Raw genomic sequence first — 24,223 nt, 5'->3', positions numbered from 1 at the left:
GTTCAAATGGCGATTCAGCGTTTAATTGGTTTTGGGAAAAAAGAAGAGTTTAAGGAAATTTTGGCAATTTTAAGAAAGCAGAATCCTGATAGGATAAGGGTTCTGTGAAATTTGTCGTGTACAGAGTATAATAATAATAATCGAGCATGAGTCTCATACGGATGCTCGGGTCGAAAGGGAATCCCCAGGCGAGTAACCTGTTTGCGGTGATCCATTAGCTGCAGGAGCAGAATAGCATACATCTGGAAGCAAAGCCAGGAAAGCGGCCTATGGAGCTGTGCGGCAGCGCTCAGTAGGCAATTTTTCAAAATATTGTTAAGCCTTTTCTGAGCATGGTATTTTTCATGGTATTACCAATTAGCAGGAAAATAAGCCATTGAATATAAAAGATAAAAATGTCTTGTTTACAATAGAGTGGGATATGTGGAGTCGATTAGTCCAATTTCTCGGTCAAAGCCCAAGGCCTTTTCGGCATTAACCAAGAGTCTGCTTAAGCACAATTTTCTGGTGGGTAATCATAACTTTTGCCTCATTTGTGATGGATTGATCTATCTTGATTCTACTGAATCGGATCATCGGATTGCCAAAGCCGTAGGTGGGCAAGGTGTTCTAGAGAATGGTCTGCTGGTTCATCCCATCTGTAATAGGATGAAATCAGATCTGAGCCTGGAAGAGATTAGAGCGGATTTGTTTGGTGAATTACTGTATTAATCAACAGAGCGATGAGCTCATTTTTGCAGAAGTATCAATGATTAATCACATGATTTAACTTTTGATACATTCAGCCAATATGGTTATTTTTAATTCAGTCCAGAATCACAACCAGAAACTAGCTGTAGTTTCTGAATGACCGTCAAGGTCCTTAGTTTCGCCCATAGATTCCCTCTGTGGGCTTTTTTTGATCAAAAATTGTATAGATGCTCTAAAATAAACCTTTTAGCATTTCATAAGCAATTAGGATTAAGGCTGAGACCATCAGCACAACAAAAATGAGTTCCACTCTAGTTAACAACTTAGTTCCATTTACTTTTCACTTAATTTATATAGCAGTTAACTCGTAGCATAAATGACATAACATGACATGGAAAATAATCAAAAAGACAGAATTTGGATTTTGATCAGATCTGCATGTTTACATGCTTCTACAGCAGCTTTGAATGTTTCACTTAACCTTTAAACTTTTCTTAAAACTAAATATATTTACATATACATTCTAAAATTTGATAGAATTTATTAAAACTTTAGATTCTAAGTGTAAATAATGAGAAGCGCTAATATTCGACGTGATGGCTACTTAAAATTTCTGAATACATGGCAAGACCGTGATGTCATTAAAGTGCTTTCGGGTGTACGTCGCTCTGGAAAATCCACCTTGTTAGCGATGTTTCAACAAGACCTAAAAGCACAGGGTGTACAAGCCGAAAACATCATTGCTATCAATTTCGAATTTATGGAATTTGAAGAACTCACAGATTACCGTAAACTACATGATTATGTACTGTCTAAAGTTGATAAAAGCAAAAAAAACTATGTTTTTTTAGATGAAATACAACATGTTACCAATTTTGAGAAAGTAGTCGACTCCTTATATGTTCGGGATTATATCGATTTATATATTACAGGCTCAAATGCATTCTTTCTAAGTGGAGAACTTGCGACTTTACTTACAGGACGCTATATCGAGCAACACGTTCTACCTCTGTCATTCCAAGAATTTAAACAGTGGCATATTGAAAATAATCCGATCATCCAACAATTATCCAATCGTGATTTGTATGCCATGTATACGCGCAGTAGTTTCCCTTATACGCTTGCCATGACTAGCCAGCAGGAAACTTATGATTACTTGCAAGCGGTCTATGCCAGTGTAATGTTTAAAGATGTTATTCCCCGTTTGAATACGGCCGATATTAACTCTCTCGAGCGTGTCGCAAGATATTTAGCAAGCGTGACAGGCTCACCCATTTCCATCAATAAAATTAAAAATACCTTTGTTTCAAGTGGGGTTAAGATTTCATTTGAAACAGTAAAACGCTATATTCAGGGCTTACAGGACAGTTTGTTATTTTATAGTGCCGCACAATTTAAAGTACGCGGGCGTGAGTTATTACAATCCTCTGAAAAATACTATTTAGTTGATGTCGGATTGCGCCGGATTATGTTGCCTGATGCTAATGCTGATCAAGGTCATATCTTAGAAAATGTGATTTATCTTGAGCTTGTCAGACGAGGTTATACGGTCTATGTAGGGCGGGTTGATGAATATGAAATTGATTTTGTTGCTGTCGATACTTTACAGAATTTAACTTATTATCAGGTGGCATTAGAAACGCTCAATGAGGAGACACTCAGCCGAGAGTTACGTCCATTACAGAAAATTTCTGATTCGTATCCCAAGTATTTGCTTACCTTAGACACGATAGGGACTGAAGCGAATTATAATGGTATTGTAAAAATGAGTGCTCTCGATTGGTTGCTATCTGAAAATAAGTAAAGTTGAGGGTAGACATGGATACTCTTATTTATTAATTAAAACTCAAAGACTTTTCAGCATCATTCAAGAATGTATTCAAGCATAATTTCTGCTCCAATTGTGATGGATCGATTTACCTCGATTCGATTGAGTCAGACTATCATGATTGAGCCAGAGTCGCTTACTGAAAGTAGCGAGAATTGCGCTGGAGTTTCTGAAGGAAATTAATTCCTTAGTTTGCCCATTCATCCATCTGGGCATTTTTTTTGATCAAAATACAGTGCTGTTCTTGCTAAAAAATGACGGCACCCACCATAAAACACAATATTCCAAAAATAATCCAAGGCCAGATCTTTGTCTTCGGTTGTTCTAAATTCTGAGGATTATATTCCGTGTGTTCTAGCGATGTCGGTTGTGGAACACGGGTCTTTTTAGAGTAAGGCTGGTGTTTAGAGTAAGATAGTCCCGTACCTGGAATACCGACACTGGTTCGCGTACCTTTTTTTCCAATATTTAGAGAAGCACCAGGTTTGCCAATGCTGGCACTGCTGATGCCTTTATGGGTCAGATTAATTTTAAAACCCGGGAATAATTTAATACTTTTACGAAATCTAAAACCCATATTGCTCTCATTCTAAAACTTAGCTCAATTCACGCGCTATACCAGGATCCATGATCTGCTAGAGATCGTACTTTGACGGCTATCATCAGGATACTAGTATATTTTTTATCTGGTGATTGCAATACTACCTTTAAATACCGTCAAAAATGTTTACTGTATATTTGCTGTAGGGTAATCTTAAAACTGCTATTTATTGACTGATTGGTATATGACGACAGATAAGCATGAAGTCCTTCTCAGAATGAGAGCCATTGAACTCCTTGCATACTGGGAAGGTCGTTTGGTTACCAATCGTTTGATGAGCTGGTTTGGGCTGAGTCGACAGCAGGCTTCTGCGGATATCAAGCGTTACAATACGCTGTATAACCCCGATGCCTTGATTCATGACCCCTCCGTAAAAGGCTATGTGCCTAAAGCCAGCTTCCAGCCTGTACTGACTACAGCGCATATCAATGAATATCTCAATATGCTCTCGGGCTTGGTCAGTGAATCGCATGCCCTGATTGCGATGCCAGAACCGAATCTTGCAGCAGTTCAATTACCTGATCGCAGTGTACGTCCTGAAGTGATTCGGGAAGTTTTGCGTGCCTGCCGCAACCAAAGTACTTTAAAAATGATTTATGCCTCGATGCAGAATCCGCAGTGGCATGAACGCATCATTTCCCCACACACCCTGGTGTATACCGGTTTTCGCTGGCATGTCCGTGCCTATTGCCATCAGAGCAAGCAGTTTAAGGACTTTTTACTCTCCAGAATTGATCGCACACCTGTTGTGGTGGCGATTGAGTCAGTAGACCCTGCTCAGGATCAGCAATGGCATGAAGAAATTGTACTGACGCTGATCCCTAATCCAAAATTGAACTCATCACAACAAGCGCTGGTCGAAAAAGACTTCGGCATGCCCGATGGCAGATTACAGATTCCGGTGAAAAAAGCCCTGGCTCACTATACCTTACAGCGATATCAGGCCGCAATCACGCTGGCTGAGGCGGAAGATGCCTTGAAATATCCCTTAGTGTTAAAAGGTTCAGATATCGAAAAGCTGTCGTCTTACCTGTTTGATCAGGCGTCATAAGGAGATTGGCCATGTTAGAGCAATTTCATTATGACAGTGACCTGATTGGTGGCTCCCTGATGGTGCGTGAAAGTCGGCTTATCGCGGATCTGTTATTACGAGAAGCGACTCCAGAACAATGGCATCAGGCAATTCAGATTGACAATATTCTGCAAAAAAGAACGCCTGCTTCAGCTCAACGCAATGCCACCGCTATTCGTAAGCGTCTGGAGCGCTTAGAGCCTGATTTCTGGAAAGCTTTGCGTGATGGGGATGATGAGCTGGCGACCCAGGTGGCTTTTTGTGGGGCACTGGAACGCAACCTGTTGCTGCTTGAGTTTATGGAAACGGTGATGAGGGATGCCTATATCTCCCAGGCGCAATACTTGGACAGTTATATCTGGTCAGACTTTCTGGATGAGCGCTCACAACGCGATCCGGATATCTGCGAATGGAAAGAGTCCAGCAAGAAAAAAATGGGGCAGGTGGTGTTTCGCATGCTGGCAGAAGCCGGTTACTTAAAAAGTACCAGTAAGCTGGAGTTACAGCGCGTGATCGTCAGAGCAGAGCTGCGTAGCCTGTTGGAAGAACATTATAAACAACGCATTAAAAGATCTATGGAAGTGTCGCTATGGACGCGGTAGTTGTAGAGGGGCAGCAATGAGTCAAACAATACATGAGCGTCTGAACCAGATTCCAGAGCGAATACTTTCAACCGAGTTTCTCACCGGTCAAGGGTTGGGCAATGAAATTGGCTTCTGGATTTTTGATTATGCACCTGAAGATGAGTTGAAAGTGCGCGAATATCTGCATTTTCTAGACGGGATGCTGGAGAAAAAACACAGTCAGCTGAAGGTGGTGAATATCAACCTGCTGCAAGCCGTGGTGGATTATCTGGCTGAACGTAACTTCATCGATAAAGCCATTCAAATGCAAAAAGCCAAAGGCGATGAGGCGCTGCTCAAAGCGCTGAAAGGCCCACTGCATATGGATAAGTTCGCGCCCTATCTGGTGAGTAAATATGCCACCAATGCGCAAGATATTGTGTTGATGACTGGGGTAGGGTCGGTTTGGCCACTGTTACGTGCCCATCACTTATTAAACAGTTTGCATTCGTTACTGGGGCATAAGCCAGTGGTGCTGTTTTACCCAGGTTATTACGACGGTCAAGCGATGAGTTTATTTGGAAAAATTCCAAGCAATAATTACTACAGAGCATTCAGATTAGTGCCTTAACACGGCAAATAGAAATAAGAATTCGGGGGAATTGATTGAGATGAACATTAAAGAACTTTTTTATAAGCCATTAGATCGTGCGATTAACGGGGTCGTAAAAGCAGACCAGAATGACAATACTACGGTTTATCAGGAACTCGATGAGTATGTGGTCACCAATGAACTGGAAAAGCATTTTCGGGACTTTTTCCAGTCTTATGGCACAGACCTGAGCGATCCTTCGATTGCCAACCGTGTCGGCGTATGGATTTCAGGCTTCTTTGGTTCAGGTAAATCACATTTCCTGAAAACCTTGTCGTATATTCTGGCCAATAAAGTGGTACGTGATGCGCAAGGTAACGAGCGTAGCGCCGCAGAATTCTTTGATGAAAGCAAAATTCGTGATGCGTTTATCCGTGCCGATATTGGTAAGGCCGTCAGCCATCATGCCGATGTCATCCTGTTTAACATCGACAGTAAAGCCAGCTCCAATGATGATGGCAATCCAATCCTGAATGTGTTTTTACGTGTGTTTAACGAGTATCAGGGTTTTAGTGCTGACCATCCACATATTGCCCATATGGAACGTCACCTGAGCCAGAAAGGTGTCTACGAACGCTTTAAACAGGCGTTTGAGGAATCTAGCGGCATGTCCTGGCTAGAGGAGCGTGACGGCTATCAGTTCTATCAGGATGATGTTGAAACCGCGATTTCCCAAGCCCTCAACCTATCCGCTGAAGCTGCACACAAGTGGTTTGAGGATTCTGAGCAGACCTTTAGTGTTTCGGTGGAAAACTTCTGTCAGTGGGTGAAAGAATACCTGGACAGTAAAGGACCCCAGCAACGCATGTTGTTCTTGGTCGATGAAGTGGGGCAGTTTATTGGCAGCGATACTCGCTTGATGCTGACACTGCAAACCATTACTGAAAACCTGGGTACGATCTGTAAAGGCCGCGCTTGGATTATCGTGACCTCACAGGCAGACATCGATGCTGTTTTAGGTGAGATGTCTTCTTCCAAAGCCAATGATTTCTCCAAGATTGCTGGACGTTTTAAAACCCGTTTATCGCTGTCCAGTTCCAATACCGATGAAGTTATTCAAAAACGTTTATTACGTAAAACTCCAGAAGCTGAAGCATTGCTCAGATCGGTGTTTGAGCAAAAGGGCGATATTTTAAAAAACCAGATTACCTTTGACCGTTCAGGCCCAACACTCAAGAACTATGAGGGTCCAGACAGCTTTATCCATAACTATCCTTTTGCGCCGTACCATTTCCAGCTGGTGCAGAAAGTTTTTGAAGAAATCCGTAAGGTCGGTGCGACCGGTGCACACCTGGCCTATGGTGAACGGTCCATGTTGGATGCGTTCCAGATGGCTGCCAATGCGATTGCTACAGATGAAGTCGGTGCCCTGGTTCCTTTCCACCGCTTCTATACTTCAGTGGAAGGATTTCTGGATACAGCAGTGAAGCGTACCATCGACCAGGCAGGGCAAAATAAAACCCTGGATGGTTTTGATGTGCAGATGCTGCGTACCCTGTTCATGATCCGCTATGTCGATATCATCAAAGGTACCTTGGATAACCTGGTGACTTTGTCGATTGAGAAAATTGATGAAGATAAGCTGGCATTACGCAAGCGGATTGAAGAAAGCCTACTGCGTCTGGAAAAAGAGAGCCTGATTACTAGGAATGGTGATGAGTTCCTGTTCCTGACCAATGAAGAACGCGATATCACCCGTAAAATTAAAGCCACAGACTTAGCGGCTTCAGAAGAAAATAAAGAGTTAGCTAATCTAATCTTTAAAGATTTACTGAGGGATCAGAACAAATACCGCCATCAAGCCAACAAGATGGACTATCAGATTGGTCGTTTTCTGGATGGTCATAGCCTGGATGGCAAGTATGAGAGCGATTTGAAAGTTGAAATCATTTCTCCACTGGATACGGAATATAACCTCTACACAGAAGCTTTCTGTATTGGTAAAAGCGCCGAGGCCGAAGGGCAGATATTGTTTAAACTGGCAGACGATAAACAGTTCTTTAATGAACTGCGCACCTGGCTGAAAACCAATAAATTTATTCGGTTAAATGATGATGGCACTCAGTCCGATATCACCCGTATCCTGGCAGACCGTGGCCGAGAGAACCAGGAGCGTAAAAAACGCCTGCGTGCCCGGGTCGAAGAAATGTTGCTGGACGCGGAAAGTTATGCCTTGGGTCAACATCTACAACTTTCATCTTCAAGTCCAACCACCAAGCTGGATGAGGCTTGTCGTTATTTGCTGGAAAACACCTATACCAAACTGAGCTATCTGCAAGTCTATCAGCAGGATGCCTGGCGTGAACTGAACGCCGTCTTGACTGTCGATGATATGGCGCAGCTCGGATTGTCTCTGGATGGCGGTCAGAGCAATCCCAAAGCCCTACAGGAAGTGGAGCAGTACATTGCACTACGCGCCACTGGTACAGAGCGTATTCTAGTCTCAGATGTGATAGATCGTTTTGTCAAACGCCCTTATGGCTGGCCAGATGCCGAGATTTTACTGCTGGTGGGGCAGTTGGCGGCAATGGGGCGGATTTCATTGCAATTAAATGGCGGCAGCTTACAGTTAAAAGATGCCTTTGAGCCTTTACAAAACAGCCGCCGTCGCCGTGATGTATCGATCATTAAAAAGCGCCAGACTGATGATCAGGTATTGAAACAGGCACGCCAACTGACTCAAGGGCTGTTCTCGGCGATGGGGCCAGCGACTGAGAAAGAGCTGTTTGAATTCTATACCCAACATTTTAAAAACTGGTTAGCCAACTTTAAGTCCTATAAGAGTAAAACTGATGTCGGACAGTTCCCGGGCAAAAAAGTGATTGAAAAGTCGATTCTGACTTTGGAACGTCTGCTGGCGAATAGCGACAGCTTCGATTTCTTTAAAGCGGTGGTTGAGAACAAGAATGACTATTTGGATCTGGAAGAAGACTATCGTGACATTCATGAATTCTTCAGCAACCAGATGCCAAGCTGGCAACAACTGCAACAGGCTCTACGTCATTTTGAGAAAAACAAACAGGCGCTGGGCAGTGATGAGGTGGCAAAAAAAGCCCTCTCCGAATTACATCGTATTGCCACCCTTGAATCACCCTATGGCCTGTTAAATAAAGTCGCTGATTTAGTTCGTACAGTGGAAAGCGTCAATGAGCAATTGTTGACTGAGAAGCGCAATCAGGCGATAGAACACATTGATGACAAAATCAAGCAGCTGGAAGCCGAGATTAAAAACAGTGGCATCGCTACCGCTGAGCTGAGTAACAAGCTACTACGTCCGCTGCAATTGCTCAAAGCGGATATTGAAGTGGAAACTAGCCTATCCACCATCTATATGCTGCAAACCCAAACCGCCGTGGAGCGTTTTGATGAAGCCTTGTATGAGCTGGAAAGCGAAGTTCAGACGGAAATCCAGCGTCAGGCCAAAGCGGCACAACTGGCTCAGAGCAAAGCAGAGAGTGTAACCAACACTGCAACCACCGCTAGCCCAGTTACATCAACACCTGCTGCGAGTCCGGTACAGCCTGTGACAGCCGTAGTGCCACCGAAACCGGTGGTAGAAGTCGATGTCGCCAGCATTTACAGCAAAACCTCCAGCAGTGTCTATCTGGAAACAGAAGAATCAGTGGATCAGTTTGTAGACGCACTCAAAGCTGAATTGAAAAAAATTGTGAGTGATAAAAAGCGTGTGCGTATCCGCTAACTTGGGTTAGGGATATCGGCATCAGCCATTAATTAAAGGTTTAAAGATGAATACCAGTCATATTAAAAAATACGCACCGCAAGCACGTAACGATTTTATCGCAGCGATGCGCAAGCAGGCCGCCAAGTATGGCATCACCGCAGACCGCATTTTACCGGCAGAACAGAAAGGCGACTTGCTGCTGATTGGCGATCAGGTTTTTCCGCTATCCGTCATGAAACCACGTGACAAGCTGATCAAGCGCATTCAAACCAGCAGTTTTGAGCAGACGATTGATTATATCGCTTACAGTTGGTTTAACCGTCTCTGTGCCATTCGTTACATGGAATGCAAAGGCTTACTGGATCATGGTCGCCGTGTGCTCAGCAGTGCCGATGGTAGTGCAGGCTTGCCACAGATTCTGGAAGAATGTCTGGACATTGAGCTACCGAATTTAGATGCCAGCCGTGTGGCTGAACTCAAGCTGGATGGCAATAAAGACGAAGAACTCTATCGTGAATTGTTACTAGCGCAGTGTCATGCGTTGAATCAGGTCATGCCACTCCTGTTCGAACAGGTGTCTGATGAATCTGAACTACTATTACCTGACAATTTGACCAAAACCGATTCTTTGATTCGTGATCTGGTCAGCAGCATTCCAGAAGAAGACTGGTCGGATGTGCAGATTATTGGTTGGCTGTATCAGTTCTATATTTCTGAAAAGAAAGATCAGGTGATTGGTAAAGTCGTCAAGAGTGAGGACATTCCTGCCGCGACACAGTTATTCACCCCAAACTGGATTGTGAAATATCTGGTGCAAAACAGTGTTGGTCGTCTATGGATGATGGCACAGCCTGATAGTACGCTGGCCAGTGAGTGGGAATACTATATTCAGCCGGCTGAGCAAAGTGATGAAGTCAATGCCCAGCTGAAACAGCTGATTGATGTACGCATTAGTGAAGATGGCGATACTTTAAACCCTGAAAGCATTACCGTGCTCGATCCGGCCTGTGGTTCGGGGCATATTCTGGTGGAAGCCTACGATTGCTTAAAAGCGATTTATTTGGAACGTGGTTACCGCAGTCGTGATATTCCACGTTTGATTCTGGAAAACAACCTGTACGGGATTGATATTGATACCCGTGCAGCACAGCTCGCCAGTTTTGCACTGTTGATGAAAGCGCGTGAAGATGACCGCCGTTTATTTAGCAATCCACCAAAGCTGAATATTATTGCGCTACAAGACAGTCAACCTGAACGTTTAGAAGCATTTAGCCAAGATTTAGCTAGTGCCAATATTGCACAGGCAGATTTAAAAGAACTGTTGGACCTATTTGAACATGCTTCGAACTTTGGTTCTTTGATTCAAATTCCTCAAGCATTTGCTAAAAAGCTGCCTGATTTAGAAACCAAGCTGAATACAGCTTTAGAGTCAGGGGATATTTTTGCACAACAGTCAGCACAAGAGTTATTGCCTTTAGTACAACAAGCTATATTACTTGCTAAACAATATGATGCAGTAATTGCAAACCCGCCGTATATGGGCGGTAAAGGCATGAATACAGCACTTAAAGATTTTGCGAAAAAGACATTCCCTGACAGCAAGTCAGATATGTTCGCAATGTTTATAGAGCGATGCCAAGAACTTTCTAAAGCATCAGGTGAAACAGCGTTTGTAACACCTTACGTATGGATGTTTATTTCGTCCTATGAGCAAATGCGTAGCAAATTGATTACAGATGCGACAATACAATCACTCATTCAACTTGAATACAATGCCTTTGAACCAGCGTGTGTCCCTGTATGTGCTTTCATTGTAGGAAAATCACACATAGCAAATTTTGTTGGTGGTTATATTAAATTATCTGAATTTAAGGGACATGAAAATCAAGCACCGAAAACTATAGAAGCGATTAACAATCCTGATTGTGGTTGGTTTTTTTCTGCTAAACCAGATGATTTTAAGAAAATACCTGGAAGTCCTGTGGCTTATTGGGTGAGTGATAAAATAGTAGATGCATTCACATTTGGTAAACCATTAAAAGAATATGCTGATGCAAGACAAGGGTTAGCTACCGCAGATAATAATCTGTATTTAAAACTATGGAATGAATTAAATATAAATCAAATTTATTTTGAGGCTACAGACGCTACTAAGGCAATTCAATCAGGTCGAAAATGGTTTCCTCATAGCAAAGGGGGGGGCTTTAGACGATGGTATGGGAATAATGAGTGGGTAATAAATTGGGAAAATGATGGTTTTGAATTAAGAAAATTTGAGAAAAGTGTTATCCGTAATGCGCATGATTATTTTAAAGGAGGAGTGACTTGGTGTGATTTAACTTCAAGTTATTTTAATGCTAGAAGTGTTGGTCAAGGCTTTGTATTTGACACAACAGGTCCAACAGCCATTTTAAAGAAACAAGAGCATAAATCTATTTTGCACGGTTTTATGAACTCTAAAGTTTTTCAGACCTTAGTTAATATTTCTCTGCAAGGATTACATTACAGTAATGGAGTAATAGCTATAACTCCTGTTTTAGAAAAAATATTTGATGATAGTCGGTTATCTAAAATTGAAAATAAGCTATATGAAATTTCTAAAATTGATTGGGACTCTTACGAAACCTCATGGGACTTTACTGAAAACCCTATTATTCGTACCCAACAATCCAATTTAGAACAAGCATTTAACACATGGCAACAGCAAAATGCTGACGCCGTGGCTGAAATGAAACGGCTAGAAGAAGAAAACAATAAGCTGTTTATTGATGCTTATGGTTTACAGGACGAACTGACACCAGATGTACCCGATGAGCAAATCACGCTCACCCGTGCCGACCGTGAAAAAGACAGCCAGCGTTTAGTCTCTTATGCGCTTGGCTGTATGATGGGACGTTATAGCCTGGACGAACCAGGTCTGATCTATGCCCATGCAGGCAATCAAGACTTTGATGCCAGCCGGTATCAAAGATTCCCAGCCGATGCAGACGGTATTATTCCACTGACCGAAATGCACTGGTTTGAAGATGATGCAACGCACCGTATTCGAGAGTTCCTAACTGCCGTTTGGGGTAAAGATACGCTAGATGCCAATATGCAGTGGCTGGCAGAAAGCTTGGATAAAAAAGCCAGTGAAACAGCTGAAGATACCATTCGCCGTTACCTCGCTAGCAAGTTCTATAAAGATCACATGCAGACCTATAAAAAGCGGCCGATCTACTGGTTATTTAGCAGTGGTAAACAGGGGGCTTTCCAAGCATTGGTGTATTTACACCGCTATAACGAAAGTACCTTGGCACGTATGCGTACCGAATACGTCATGCCGCTGATTTCTAAAATGTCCGCTATGGCCAATTCTTTGCAAAGTGAAATAGAAAACAGTGATTCTGCTGCTGAAATCAAACGAAAAGAAAAAGAGCTGCAAAACCTGCATAAGCAACAGGCTGAACTCAGTAGTTTTGAGGAAAAACTGCGCCATTATGCCGATCAGCGTATTTCACTGGATCTAGATGATGGGGTGAAAGTGAACTATGGCAAGTTTGGGGACTTGTTGGCTGAAGTCAAAGCGATTACGGGGGAGAAATGATGAATGCTTTTTCTCCGGTACTAGACCTTGATGAGGTCGTTGCATGAATTTAAGTCAACTACAACAAGGTCTGGAACAAGCCTTTTATATTGAACAGCACCGGATTGTCTTCTGGTACGATGCGGAACAGTCCTTTAGCGAAGAAGTAAAGGCGTTAAAACTGAATGATGTTCATATTCTGAATATGGCAGAAGAGTCGAGTCTGGAGATCAAGCTCAAACTGGAACTTGAGGATCAGCAGGGTAAATACTTGCTGTATTTCCCTAGTCCTGAGCCTGAGACCGAAAAAGACTGGTTACTGGACATCAAGCTGTATTCACGCAGCTTCTATGCCGATCGTTTCTCGATTATTTTCAATGAGCTGGGTTTACAGCAGCAGAGTCTAAGAGAACATCTGGCCAAACGTGAAGAATTCCTTAAAGCCAAAGCCCGTCTGAGTACATTGAAACGCTATATCCAGCCTGATGCAGATGCACAGGATCTGGATATGGCCATGATTGCGGCTGTGGTCAAGGCTGACAGTGCCGAACTTATGCATATCGTTCTGGCACTGGCAGATGAAATGGTACAGCAGAACCTGGCTCTGGAAGTAAATCCAGACTCCTTTGCTGAACTGGAAAAATTCCAACTAGTGCCAGCTTTAGTCACAGCATTACAGGCGGAAATTGGTTATCCAGCATCGGTTGAAGAGTTGAATGGGGAAGCACCATTCAAGCTCGGTACGTTCTTTATCCGTTTGATGAGCACAGGTTTCTGTGAAAGCTTGGGCGATATCCCCGTATGGGCTCAAGAACTGGTGATGTCATCCGTCAGCTCCCGTGCGACGGCTAGAGCCTTTTTGTCGCGCTGGAGAGACAGTTCTAAATACTACCCAACCTTCGATACACTCTCTCAGACCGTGGCCAATGCACTGCGGATCCAGGAGAAGGTCGGGGTCTTTGATCTGGAGCAGCTGCTCGATGTCATGACCTTTGAAGTGATTGAACAAAAGATCATTGTCGATCTGGCCAGCCAGATCCCTGCAGCAACCAAAGCTGAACTGGAACATTTCAGAACGATTATTTCTACCCGTCTGGATGGCTATTGGGCTTCCAAACATAAGGATGATGCAACACGCCGTAAATATCGTACTGTCTATACAGCGTTGCAGGCAGCCATTGAGCTGTTTAGCCTGCGACAGCAGTTTGATGCCGGTTTCTATTTCGACTCGAGTGAAGCTTTGTATAAAGCCTACGAGCAGGAGTTGTATCGCTTTGATATGGCTTATCGCCACTACAGTGCTGCTTCTCAACGCGCTCATGTCGATATCCTGAAAAAACTCGATGAAGAAGTCGAAAATTGCTATTCCTACTGGTATATCGATCACATGGCGCGCAACTGGGGAGAGCGGATTGAAGCAGAGCAACGTCTGAATGTCTGGAAAATGGCAGATATCCCAAATCAGCAAAACTTCTATGATACCCATGTCAGACCCTTGCTGAATTCTGCAACGAAACGCCGTATTGTGGTGATCATCAGTGATGCTTTTCGCTATGAAGCTGCGGTAGAGCTGCGTGATCGTATCAATGAAAAGCGTTATTCTGAAGCGACATTGTCTTCACAGCTGGGCGTTGTCCCAAGTTACACCACACTTGGCATGGCCTCGTTGTTGCCGCATCAGACTTTGGAGTACAAAGAGGCCGCAGGTGATGATGTTTTAGTAGATGGGCAGTCCAGCAAAGGGACTGCAGCACGATCCAAAATTCTGGCTGCCTATAATGGATTGGCGGTTACCGCTGAAACGGTAAAAGGTTGGTCGCGTGATGAAGGCCGTGAAGCACTTAAAGACCATGATTTGATTTACGTTTATCACAACGTGATTGATGCTCGGGGAGACAGTGCCTCTACAGAATCAGAAACCTTTATGGCGGTGGAACATGCCATTGAAGAACTGACCGAACTTAGCCGCAAAATCTTGATGCATTTCAATATTTCTACCCTGTTGATCACAGCCGACCATGGCTTCTTGTTCCAGCAAAGTAAACTGGAATCTGCGGATCGTTCAAGCTTGACTGAAAAACCGACCAATGCATTGAAAAGCAAAAAACGCTATGTGATTGGGCATGGTTTACCAGAGAGCAAGGAAGCATGGAAAGGCTCAACCCAAGCTACGGCAGGCACACTATCTGCGACTGATTTCTGGATTCCAAAAGGGGCGAACCGTTTCCATTTTGTGGGAGGCTCACGTTTCGTACATGGCGGAATCATGCCTCAGGAAATCGTAGTGCCTGTACTGACAGTAAAACAGCTGCGTGGTGAAAAGGCTGGACAGCGGACCAAGCGTAAAGTTGAGGTCATTTCTACCAAATCCACGCTGAAGATGGTCAATAACATCCAGAAGTTTGATTTGATGCAAACCGAAGCTGTCAGTGAGCTGGTCATGCCAGTGACTTTATCCATTGCCATTTATGATGGGGATCTTAAAGTTTCCAGTGAAGAAACCTTGACTTTTGATAGCAGTACCGACTCTGTTGCCGATCGGGTCAAACAGGTCAGACTGTCATTATCCGGTACTGATTTTGACCGTAAGAAGGATTACTTCCTAGTGCTGAAGGACAAAGACCTGAATATCGAAATGCAACGCTATAAGGTCACCATTGATCTGGCATTTACCGATGACTTCTCCTGATAACGAATTAACGATAGAGCGTAGCCTACATGGAATCTGCTAACGATAAAGAACTGGATCAGCTGCTGAATGAACACTTTGCTGGGCGGGTGGTACGTAAGGATCTGACTAAACTGATCAAAGAAGGGGCAAATGTCCCTGTCTATGTACTCGAATACCTGCTGGGGATGTACTGTGCCTCGGATGATCCAGAGATCATTGAACAGGGACTACGTAACGTAAAGACCGTACTGGCTGAGAACTACGTCCGACCGGATGAAGCCGAGAAGGTGAAATCCCTGGTCCGTGAACGGGGCAGTTATAAGGTCATTGATCGGGTGACTGTAAAACTGAATGAGCGTAAAGACAAATACGAAGCATCATTTAGTAATCTGGGCATCAAAGATGCCGAAATCTCGGCAGGCATCGTCAAAGAGTATGAAAAATTACTTGTTGGTGGTATCTGGGTCATTGCTACGCTCAGTTACTATTATGAAGAAGGACAAACCAATTCTCCATTTGGGGTGAGTTTACTCAAGCCGATTCAAATGCCGAATATGAATATGGATGAACTTTTCAGTGGCAGAGCAGCATTAAGCACTGATCAGTGGCGCGAGAGTTTAATCCGTTCGATCGGCATGGAACCGGCTTCGTTAAAAGAGGACGTGCAATGGCACCTATTAGCGCGTATGGTTCCGTTCGTTGAAAATAACTATAACGTCTGTGAACTTGGACCACGCGGTACCGGGAAAAGCCATATTTACAAAGAGTGTTCACCGAATAGTATTCTAGTTTCAGGTGGGCAAACCACTGTCGCCAATCTGTTCTATAACATGAGTAGCCGCCGTATTGGTCTGGTTGGACTCTGGGATGTGGTGGCCTTTGATGAAGTCGCTGGTATTTCCTTTAAGGACAAAGATGGCGTACAGATCATGAAAGACTACATGGCCTCTGGATCTTTTGCCCGTGGTCGTGAACAGATGGAAGCCTCAGCTTCGATGGTTTTTGTGGGTAATATTAACCAAAGTGTGGAATCTCTGGTTAAAACAAGCCATCTCTTGGCGCCGTTCCCTGAAGCCATGATTGATTCGGCATTCTTCGATCGTTTTCATGCTTACATCCCCGGCTGGGAAATTCCCAAGATGCGCCCGGAGTTCTTCACCAACCGTTATGGCCTGATTGTTGATTATCTGGCTGAATTCTTCCGGGAAATGCGCAAGCGTAGCTTTGCAGATTCCATTGAGAAGTACTTCAAACTCGGAAATAACCTGAATCAGCGTGATGTGATCGCCGTTCGCAAGACGGTTTCTGGATTGATGAAGCTGCTCTACCCACACGGTCAGTTTAATAAAGAAGATGTACGGCAATGTCTTCAATATGCACTGCAGGTGCGCCGTCGGGTTAAAGAACAGCTGAAGAAAATTGGAGGGATGGAATTCTATGATGTGCATTTTAGCTATATCGACAATGACACCCTAGAAGAGCACTTTGTTTCCGTCAAAGAGCAGGGGGGTGGCGGACTGATTCCTGAAGGTCCAGCCAAGCCAGGTTTTCTGTATACCATCGGGCTGAGTAATAAAGGCATGCCGGGGTTATACCGCTTAGAACTTCAAGTGACCAAAGGTTCTGGAAAATTGGCGACATCAGGCTTATGGAATTCAAGCAGTGCCAAGGAGCAGGTCAAAATCGCATTTGACTACTTCAAGGCCAATGCATCCAGAATATCGGGTGGCAGTAAGGTGCTGGAACATGACTTCCACTTACATGTGGTTGAATTACAGAATACCGGGCCGCTCAGCCATCTTGCCTTACCAAGTTTAGTGGCTTTCGCTTCTGGCCTGTTAGGACGATCGGTACAAAGTCAGATGGTGGTACTGGGTGATATGAGCTTGGGTGGTTCTGTGACACCGGTGGAAAGTATTGCCGAATGTCTGCAAGTTGCTTTTGATGCTGGTGCCAAGAAGGTTGCTTTGCCAATGAGTAGTGCGGCAGATATCCCAACGATTCCTGTGGAACTGTTTACCAAGTTCCAGACCAGCTTTTATGCAGATCCGGTAGATGCTGTGTTTAAGGGGCTAGGGGTGGATTAATTTCATATCTGTCTGGAAGAGTTACAGTAGATTGTTTTAAATTCAGTTTCTCAAGTTAAACACCATGTTGTAAAAGCATAATACTGCCTCTTTTAAAGAGCTAGTATTTTAGTGGGGGATTACCCTTCATTTTTTCTTGATCAGATATCTGTTGTATTTTGACAGGATTTTGTTGATCTAAATATTTTTGATACCAAACACGCAATGTTTCAGGAGTACAACCGATTTTAGGAGCAATAGCTGTGATTGCTGCCCAAGTAGAAGGATAATCTTTTTCAGATTCAATTAGTAATTGAACCGCTCTTTCTCTGATTTCAGGGGTCAATTTTACTTTGCCATTTGTAAGGTAAAAGGGGGCAATTTTAGAATGCCGTTGACAATGTATCGCCTTTTGAGTTTGAAGCAATGTACAATGATAAGATTAACCCGTTAGGTCAGGTGGCCTAACTTAAATAAAAATTCTCCGACAAACCCGGTACGGTTCATAGCGAGTATCTGCTTATAAAAATTAGGTTTATTTGATTTTAACATCCGAATTGGGTATATGAGACTTTATGTTAAATGAATGATATAACCCATAGAGAAATATCATCAAATAATGAAGATACTTCGGATAAATTTTTGCTATAAATTATTGTTTTTATATCATTTTCTGAAAGCTTCCAAAATCCATCGGATGCTAGAATATATGTGGATTTTTTTTCAATATCTAAGGTCTTAAAGCTCAAGGGTTTTAACTTTTTTGTATTAAATGACTTGGTGACAATATTATCATTTGAAGAAGACCTAAGTATCATTTCGATACTTTGGGGATCTGTTTGATTATTTAAGCTCATCGCTAAATTATGAGGATAAGTAATCCAACTGATTTGTTGCTCATTATTGATTTTCCCAAGTCTGCAATCACCCAAATGTGCTGAATAAATTTGAGTCTGACTAAAAATAACCATCAAAATACTCATTGCTGCAGGTCGCAATTTTCCCCGATGTTCTATATAAAAATTCTCTGTTAGACGTTCAAAAAAATCATGTATATCTTGTGTAGTATTATTTAATTGAGCAAAGACGTCCTTCAAAGAAAGCACATAAGCCTGAAAATTTTTAACTAGTATGTCGCTGTTTTTACATCCCCCATGACCATCCACTACGTAACAAAAATATAGATTTTCATTATCAGTAAGGTTCCCTACAGCATCGATTCCAAATTTTTCTGGTGCGCTAAGATTCTGACATAAGGAAAAGGAGTTTATTAATATGCTTTTGGCCATTGTTTTATGATCGCTTGAATTACTTGTAAAGCTCTTTCTCTTGAGCCAAATCTACATTGATCTTCCATTATGATTTCAAAATCAGTTAATTCAGTGAGTTTTTTAAATTGGTCAGATAAGTAATCTTTGAGTTCTGTTGGAGCATTATAGACTTCTTCAACTAAGGAGGATCGTCCCAAGCAAATTGTGATGATATCTTCTAAGTCTTTGCTATATAAGGGATCTTCTTTACGGCCATGTAATGCTTCAAACTTGGTTGCTAAGAAATATTCAGGCATTAAGGTATTGATAATTAAATTATTTCCTAGCTTATACTCTACTTTTTTCTTATAAGCTTCTAGATACCAAGAATTAGAGAAGCCTAAAATTTTTTCATCAGTGGGCATAAAGTCTACAATTAGATCTTCCCCTAGTTGGTAGCGACAAGTGAAGTCCGTGTTCTTTTCAAATGGATCTGAACTTTGATAATTTTTAAACCCTAGTTTTCTGACTTTCTCATCTAACTCATACCATTGGGTTGTAGTCTTTATATCTACAATTAAATCAACATCTTGAGTGTATCTAGTTGATAAAGATAAATTTTCTGGATCTAAAAACAGGCTAGTAGTGCACCCTCCAATAAATACTAGGTCTTTGATAAGATCCTCGCTTAAAGCACTTATAACCTGCTCTAGCATCTTCATTTGTGTTAAAGCATTATTCATTGTAGATACTCACGTAATAACTTTTCAGCTATTTTCTTTTCCCTTGGGGAACCTATTCTAAACACATCAATAAGAGCAAAAACTTCATACAGGAAATTATCATCTAACGCTGCATATGGTACAGATTTATATAATGGTTCAACTGCTAATCCTGAAATTGATTGATAGCTTTGAGCGGGCCAAATATAAGGTAATGAAGAAGAATACGATAAATGATCTGAAAGTTTTTTATTATTGAAAACAGTAGGAATACCAATATCAATAGCACCAACTTCTGTATGGAAAAAGTATTGAAAACTGTAAATAATTAGGTCTAAGAGAGCTCTTCTATTGGTTTTCCATTGCATTTCTACTAGCTCTAATCGCTTAAATGGTGAATTAGAGGTTACGATCAATAGCCCTATCTTGATTAAACGCTTTAAAGATTCTGCAACCTCACTTTTACTAATAACTACTGCTTCAGCCAACCCTCTGATTGATAAAGAATCATAAAAAGCACTTAATTTTAAAAAGATATCTAACTGCTCATCTTCTAATTTATCCCACTCAAGTTGTGCTTCTGAATAGTATTCTTTGAATATCTGGTGCTGATTCTCAATAGAGATCAGTTTTACGAGAACTAGAATGTCTTGAGGTTTAATCATATTAAGTTACCTTGTCCTTAATCCGTGGACTGAATTCATATTTGATCAACTCATTACACTATTTGCAAGTATTTTTTAAAAATAATATTAAATAAAAAAGCCCGACATCTTGTCGGGCTTTTTCATGTTTGGTGCTAGGTAGGGCTGTCTACCTAATAATCCTGGTGCTAGAACTTATCGTTATTGTTTTATGTTCCGGAACGTCCTGTTCCTGTATGACTTCATCATAAGTAAAAAACCGCAGCTGCCCTAGCCGCAAAATCCCTAAATCTCTGTGCGCCAGGGCGTACAAAAATGGCTAAAAGTTGTCCCGGTTTTATCCGCAGAAATTGGGGATAGTTGGTGTCTATGTCGGATAACCGCCATTATATTTAATAAAAGTATAAGATCAGGGAAAGTTACAGTTTTTATTTAAAATTGAAGTATCCATTAGACTTATGAATATTTATAAAAGGTATATAATGAGTATTATTAACCCTCAAGAAACCTCTATGAAAGGTTTACAGTCAATCATTCTTTATGATTCTTTTCTTTCATCTAAACTATTCCGAGTTGATATTAGTGGTGGTCATACAAACATTACCGGTATCAACGGTGCAGGGAAAACCTCATTCCTGAACCTGATTCCTATTTTCTTTGGTGCCTCACCAAATGGGTTAATAGAGAAAGCTGCAAACAAGAAAAATTTCGTAGACTACTATTTGCCGAGCAGTCGAAGCATGGTGATTTTTGAATACCTTGCTCACTCAGGTACAAAGTGTGTGGTGCTGTATCGCAATAATAATCAGGGCAAGCACAACTACCGATTTGTTGATGGATGCGCGGAAGATACGCTATTAAGTGAGAGCAGTCTGGAAATCTTGGGTCTTTCTCAGAATGTGAAAGACGTATTTGATCAGGTTTATAAATCTGGCGTTGATGTGAGCCGTCAGATCGACAGCATCCCTGAATATATCTATACGCTGACTGCAGATAAATCACGACTGACAGGTGAAAGAAACCTTCGTGATTTATGCAACCGCTATTCACTGTCTGGAAGCAAACAACAGCTAAAATTCCTGAGCAATCTGACCCAGGTAACGATTAACCAGAACAATGTTGTCTCAAACTTCAAAACCATGTTAATTGAAGCGTATTTGGACAACGAGAAAATCAAAACAAAACCAACCTCTACCGCAGATTGGTTAGCAACCATCAATGATGTGAAAGCCCTACAAAGCCTTCAATCGGAAAAGCAGAAGATTATCTCTGGCATTCAGTTAAAGAATGCGGTCTTAGCCTCCTTTAATGCGCTTCATGCACACCTGTTGGTACTCCGGGACCATGTGGTGAACTACGAGCAGCAGATCAGTTCGATAGAGCATGAAATCTATGCGGTAAAGAACAAAGGGAATGAGACAGTCCGTAACCTGAATAACCAGATTGTACAAGTCAAAGAGCTGATTGCAGTAAAAGAAAAGTCTGCAGGTAACTTTAAACAGGCAATTCATGATATTGAAGTTGCGGAAAGACGTTATCAAGACATGAATATTTCCGTCATGGAACAGGAATATAAGAAACGTGCGCACTACTTCAACGAGATTGAAGAAGCGAAGAAATACAAACAGTTTTTGACTGAAAGCTACGAAAATATCAACCGCGAGTACGACAAGCATTCAGCAGATTTGCTTCGTGAAAAAATGGCATCCAGTGAAGCCCTTAATGCTGAATCTAACGAGGTTCAGGAGGCAATCAACCAGTTGCGAAACCGCTTTGATCTCAAGGTGAAAGAGCTTGAGCGCAAACAGGCTGAACAGCTCCAAATTCTTGATCAAGAAATTTCCAGTGAACGTCAAAGGCTTCTGGATATCCAGTCAGCAGCTATGGAGCGCATGCACCAATCAACACTGTTTACGGATGAAGAAAACCTACAGCTACAGCGCCTCAAGTTGGCTTATGAAGTCAAAGATAATACCTTGTCTGCAAAGTCTGACGAATTGAAAGCGGCTCAAAACAAGCTTAAACAACTTAATTTTGATCAAAACAAGGCGCAGTATGATCTTAATGGATTAAAAGCCAAGCTTGAGAAAGCCAAGCAGTCAGAAGAGAATCTGCGTACAACCCTGTTCCAGAAAGACACCTTGCTACGGTTCCTGAATGATGCACCGAATGAAGATGTGGACTGGCGTACTACCATTGCGAAGGTCATCAATCCTGAGCTTTTCTTCAAAACCAACCTGAACCCTGTCTGGCAAACTGGCGTGAATGCCAATGCCCTAAGCCTCTATGGTCTTGAAATAGACCTGAACAAGTTGGAGATTCCAGGGGAAGCCGACAGTCTTGAGCAACTACAAATACGTCTGAAAGATGCCGAGATTTACACGGCTTCTTTGGTTGAGCAGTACGACAAGCAATCGCATCTGGCTCAGTCCATCCATAGAGAGATCAACGAGACCAATATTGCAGTTGTTAAACTCGAAAATGAGTTAAATACCCTGCAAAACGAGAAGCAGCAAGCCCGACAGGTTTATGACCAGACTGAGAAAGAGCTGAAAGCGAAGAAGGCAGAAGCTACACGTATTGAGCAAGAAGCTGTAAATAGAGCGAAATACGAGCTGCAAACTTTCAACAATCAGATTGAGCCGAAGAAACGTGGTGAGCTTCGATCAGCCAACATGCTTGAAAAAAATGGCTTAAAGGAGAGCTATGATGCGTCCTATGCAGACTTGCGTATCAAGCTTGATCTGATTGCCACAAAGGAAAAGCAGCTAGAGAGCAGCTATCAAGCCAAGATGGATGATTTGACCAACCTGTATCACAGCAAACTGCGTGAGCAAGGCGTGGATGAAAATATCCTGAAACAGGCAGAAATGAAGATCAAGGCTGCGATTGCACAGCACACCAAAGTCAAAGGCTATGAAAGCATTTTGGCTGAGTACGATATGTGGAAGAAAAACCACTATCAGTACAAGCAGAACCATATCGAGGACATGAACCAAGCTCTGAAACTTGTATCTGAATACAGCCACAATCTTTCCAAACTGGAAAGTGAGCTTGAACAAGTCCGAACCTCCCTTCGTACAAGAGTGGACAATCTTGAAGCGAGTGCACAAGATTTCAGGGAGAAAATCAAAAAGCTGGATAAACAGGGGCGTGAAATCGAAAACCTGTTCGATGACGATATCCTATTGGTAGAGGTAGATCGACCTGAGTTTTTAAGCTTCGACAGCTTCTCTCGTGATCTGGGTACGTTGGCTGATACACAGAAGAAACAGATTTATCAATTACGCTTGCAGACAAACGCTTCTAAGGCATTACTGCGCAAATATGAAGCCTTCTCTCTGTTCAAGCTGTTTGAGGAAAAGATGGAGAGTATGGGGACTACCAGTGAAACCATGAACACCATTAACTCCATGTCTACCATCGAAAGCATCATGGACTACGACTTGCCGAAAAAGCATGATGCAGTCACAAACATTTTCCGTAATAAATCGGCTCAGTTGCGTAACTATATTCAGGAAATCCTTAATCTAAATAAGCGTTTAAAGAGCGTATCTACGGAACTGTCTGGTTACCTGAACCGTAGCAACAAGTTCAAGGCATTCACTGACTTCTCAATGAATCTGGAAAGTGTGCTGAATGACAAGAACACCCTAGATCAGCTCAATCAGTTTGTTTTGCAGTGTGAGGACTATCAATCCTTTGAAAACATGCAAAGCAGCTCCATTCCGAGCGAGGATTTCATTCGTTGCTGTGAATACACCTTAAAGGCAATTGAAAGCACCAAAGGACATACTGATGATATCCGCTCTATGGTACGTCTGAAAATGAGCGTGATGAACAATGGTCGTCTTGCCGAGCTGCGTACTGACAACGACTTTACCAGTGCAGGGAGTACAGGAACGTCACGTATTCTGGTGCTGATCATGTTCCTCGCATTGTCACGGAAGTTATGCCCTGATAACTCGACCTACATCCATATCCCGCTTGACGAGATTGGCAACTTTGATGCGATCAACACCAATTTGCTGTTCGACATGATGGACCATAACAAAATCTATCTGGTCTGTGCTCAACCGGAAAACTCAACCTCTAACCACAAGTTTAAGAATCTCTACATTGTTGGAGCCAATGGTGTCAGCACTGTTGTTCCACTGGAAATCGAAGGCGATAACCCATTGCTTGCAGCAGAACCAGTCTAATAGGGAAAAAGTGGA

At 42.4% G+C, this 24,223-nt stretch carries 13 protein-coding genes and 2 pseudogenes; 10 read left to right on the top strand and 5 right to left on the bottom strand.

Translation table 11 applies throughout. From position 1 onward, the window contains the following. Window positions 1–399: 399 nt before the first annotated feature. Both FTU38_RS12800 and FTU38_RS12795 read left to right on the top strand, forming a co-directional pair. A pseudogene (locus FTU38_RS12800) lies at window positions 400–711 on the top strand (HNH endonuclease signature motif containing protein); the annotation flags it as partial. Between the two features lie 550 nt (window positions 712–1,261). Then, complete coding sequence (locus tag FTU38_RS12795) at window positions 1,262–2,494, top strand: ATP-binding protein (protein WP_001255534.1); 1,233 nt, start codon at window positions 1,262–1,264, stop codon at window positions 2,492–2,494. A gap of 271 nt (window positions 2,495–2,765) precedes the next feature. Here FTU38_RS12795 and FTU38_RS12790 read toward each other — a convergent pair whose 3' ends face one another. Then, window positions 2,766–3,095, bottom strand: a complete 330-nt coding sequence (locus FTU38_RS12790; protein ID WP_000506885.1) for a DUF4236 domain-containing protein — start codon at window positions 3,093–3,095, stop codon at window positions 2,766–2,768. A gap of 208 nt (window positions 3,096–3,303) precedes the next feature. Here FTU38_RS12790 and FTU38_RS12785 point away from each other — a divergent pair, with 208 nt between their 5' ends. Genes FTU38_RS12785 through brxL form a run of 7 tightly spaced genes read left to right on the top strand, consistent with a single transcriptional unit; the run spans window position 3,304 to window position 17,411 of the window. Further along, the gene (locus FTU38_RS12785) at window positions 3,304–4,170 is read left to right on the top strand and encodes a WYL domain-containing protein (RefSeq protein ID WP_159153678.1); all 867 of its coding nucleotides are present in this window, start codon (window positions 3,304–3,306) and stop codon (window positions 4,168–4,170) included. 11 nt (window positions 4,171–4,181) lie between these two features. After that, window positions 4,182–4,793 (top strand): DUF1819 family protein, encoded by a 612-nt coding sequence (locus tag FTU38_RS12780; protein ID WP_159153677.1) that lies wholly within the window; start codon window positions 4,182–4,184, stop codon window positions 4,791–4,793. Between the two features lie 16 nt (window positions 4,794–4,809). Continuing rightward, entirely contained in the window at window positions 4,810–5,385 is a 576-nt protein-coding gene (locus tag FTU38_RS12775) for a DUF1788 domain-containing protein (RefSeq protein WP_002010699.1), read from the top strand. A 40-nt stretch (window positions 5,386–5,425) separates the two neighbouring features. After that, window positions 5,426–9,106: a BREX system P-loop protein BrxC gene (gene brxC, locus FTU38_RS12770; protein ID WP_159153679.1), complete on the top strand. Its 3,681-nt coding sequence runs from the start codon at window positions 5,426–5,428 to the stop codon at window positions 9,104–9,106. Window positions 9,107–9,152: 46 nt separating this feature from the next. Beyond that, window positions 9,153–12,674 carry a BREX-1 system adenine-specific DNA-methyltransferase PglX gene (gene pglX / locus FTU38_RS12765; RefSeq protein ID WP_159153676.1) on the top strand — a complete coding sequence of 1,174 codons (3,522 nt, stop codon included), beginning with the start codon at window positions 9,153–9,155 and terminating at the stop codon, window positions 12,672–12,674. A 43-nt stretch (window positions 12,675–12,717) separates the two neighbouring features. Next, on the top strand, window positions 12,718–15,342 hold the full coding sequence (gene pglZ / locus FTU38_RS12760) for a BREX-1 system phosphatase PglZ type A (protein WP_180111402.1): 2,625 nt from the start codon (window positions 12,718–12,720) through the stop codon (window positions 15,340–15,342). Between the two features lie 29 nt (window positions 15,343–15,371). After that, window positions 15,372–17,411, top strand: a complete 2,040-nt coding sequence (brxL, locus tag FTU38_RS12755; RefSeq protein WP_159153674.1) for a protease Lon-related BREX system protein BrxL — start codon at window positions 15,372–15,374, stop codon at window positions 17,409–17,411. 124 nt (window positions 17,412–17,535) lie between these two features. Here the strand turns inward: brxL and FTU38_RS12750 are convergent. From FTU38_RS12750 to FTU38_RS12735, 4 genes and pseudogenes are all read right to left on the bottom strand, one after another. Continuing rightward, window positions 17,536–17,772 (bottom strand): annotated as a pseudogene (locus tag FTU38_RS12750) (hypothetical protein); the annotation flags it as partial. Between the two features lie 196 nt (window positions 17,773–17,968). Beyond that, on the bottom strand, window positions 17,969–18,679 hold the full coding sequence (locus tag FTU38_RS12745; protein WP_004827016.1) for a serine/threonine protein phosphatase: 711 nt from the start codon (window positions 18,677–18,679) through the stop codon (window positions 17,969–17,971). After that, window positions 18,661–19,383 (bottom strand): hypothetical protein, encoded by a 723-nt coding sequence (locus tag FTU38_RS12740; protein WP_159153672.1) that lies wholly within the window; start codon window positions 19,381–19,383, stop codon window positions 18,661–18,663. Before FTU38_RS12740 ends, FTU38_RS12745 begins: the two co-directional genes overlap by 19 nt. Further along, on the bottom strand, window positions 19,380–20,027 hold the full coding sequence (locus tag FTU38_RS12735; protein ID WP_004827010.1) for a hypothetical protein: 648 nt from the start codon (window positions 20,025–20,027) through the stop codon (window positions 19,380–19,382). The genes FTU38_RS12740 and FTU38_RS12735 overlap by 4 nt, the downstream gene beginning before the upstream one ends. Window positions 20,028–20,488: 461 nt before the next feature. Between FTU38_RS12735 and FTU38_RS12730 the strand changes: the two genes are divergently transcribed. Beyond that, entirely contained in the window at window positions 20,489–24,208 is a 3,720-nt protein-coding gene (locus FTU38_RS12730) for an ATP-binding protein (RefSeq protein ID WP_180111401.1), read from the top strand. The last annotated feature ends 15 nt before the right edge of the window (window positions 24,209–24,223 follow it).

Origin of the sequence: Acinetobacter sp. YH12098, from assembly GCF_013419235.1 — a bacterium.
Taxonomy (GTDB): Bacteria; Pseudomonadota; Gammaproteobacteria; order Pseudomonadales; family Moraxellaceae; genus Acinetobacter; species Acinetobacter amyesii.
Note: the sequence above shows the minus strand (reverse complement) of the source record. Positions and strands in the feature narration are given on the sequence as shown.

Bases quoted from the DNA above. Each gene is read 5' to 3' on its own strand.
- FTU38_RS12795 (WP_001255534.1), top strand. From the start codon at position 1,262: ATGAGAAGCGCTAATATTCGACGTGATGGCTACTTAAAATTTCTGAAT.
- FTU38_RS12790 (WP_000506885.1), bottom strand. From the start codon at position 3,095: ATGGGTTTTAGATTTCGTAAAAGTATTAAATTATTCCCGGGTTTTAAA.
- FTU38_RS12785 (WP_159153678.1), top strand. From the start codon at position 3,304: ATGACGACAGATAAGCATGAAGTCCTTCTCAGAATGAGAGCCATTGAA.
- FTU38_RS12780 (WP_159153677.1), top strand. From the start codon at position 4,182: ATGTTAGAGCAATTTCATTATGACAGTGACCTGATTGGTGGCTCCCTG.
- FTU38_RS12775 (WP_002010699.1), top strand. From the start codon at position 4,810: ATGAGTCAAACAATACATGAGCGTCTGAACCAGATTCCAGAGCGAATA.
- brxC (WP_159153679.1), top strand. From the start codon at position 5,426: ATGAACATTAAAGAACTTTTTTATAAGCCATTAGATCGTGCGATTAAC.
- pglX (WP_159153676.1), top strand. From the start codon at position 9,153: ATGAATACCAGTCATATTAAAAAATACGCACCGCAAGCACGTAACGAT.
- pglZ (WP_180111402.1), top strand. From the start codon at position 12,718: ATGAATTTAAGTCAACTACAACAAGGTCTGGAACAAGCCTTTTATATT.
- brxL (WP_159153674.1), top strand. From the start codon at position 15,372: ATGGAATCTGCTAACGATAAAGAACTGGATCAGCTGCTGAATGAACAC.
- FTU38_RS12745 (WP_004827016.1), bottom strand. From the start codon at position 18,679: ATGGCCAAAAGCATATTAATAAACTCCTTTTCCTTATGTCAGAATCTT.
- FTU38_RS12740 (WP_159153672.1), bottom strand. From the start codon at position 19,383: ATGAATAATGCTTTAACACAAATGAAGATGCTAGAGCAGGTTATAAGT.
- FTU38_RS12735 (WP_004827010.1), bottom strand. From the start codon at position 20,027: ATGATTAAACCTCAAGACATTCTAGTTCTCGTAAAACTGATCTCTATT.
- FTU38_RS12730 (WP_180111401.1), top strand. From the start codon at position 20,489: ATGAGTATTATTAACCCTCAAGAAACCTCTATGAAAGGTTTACAGTCA.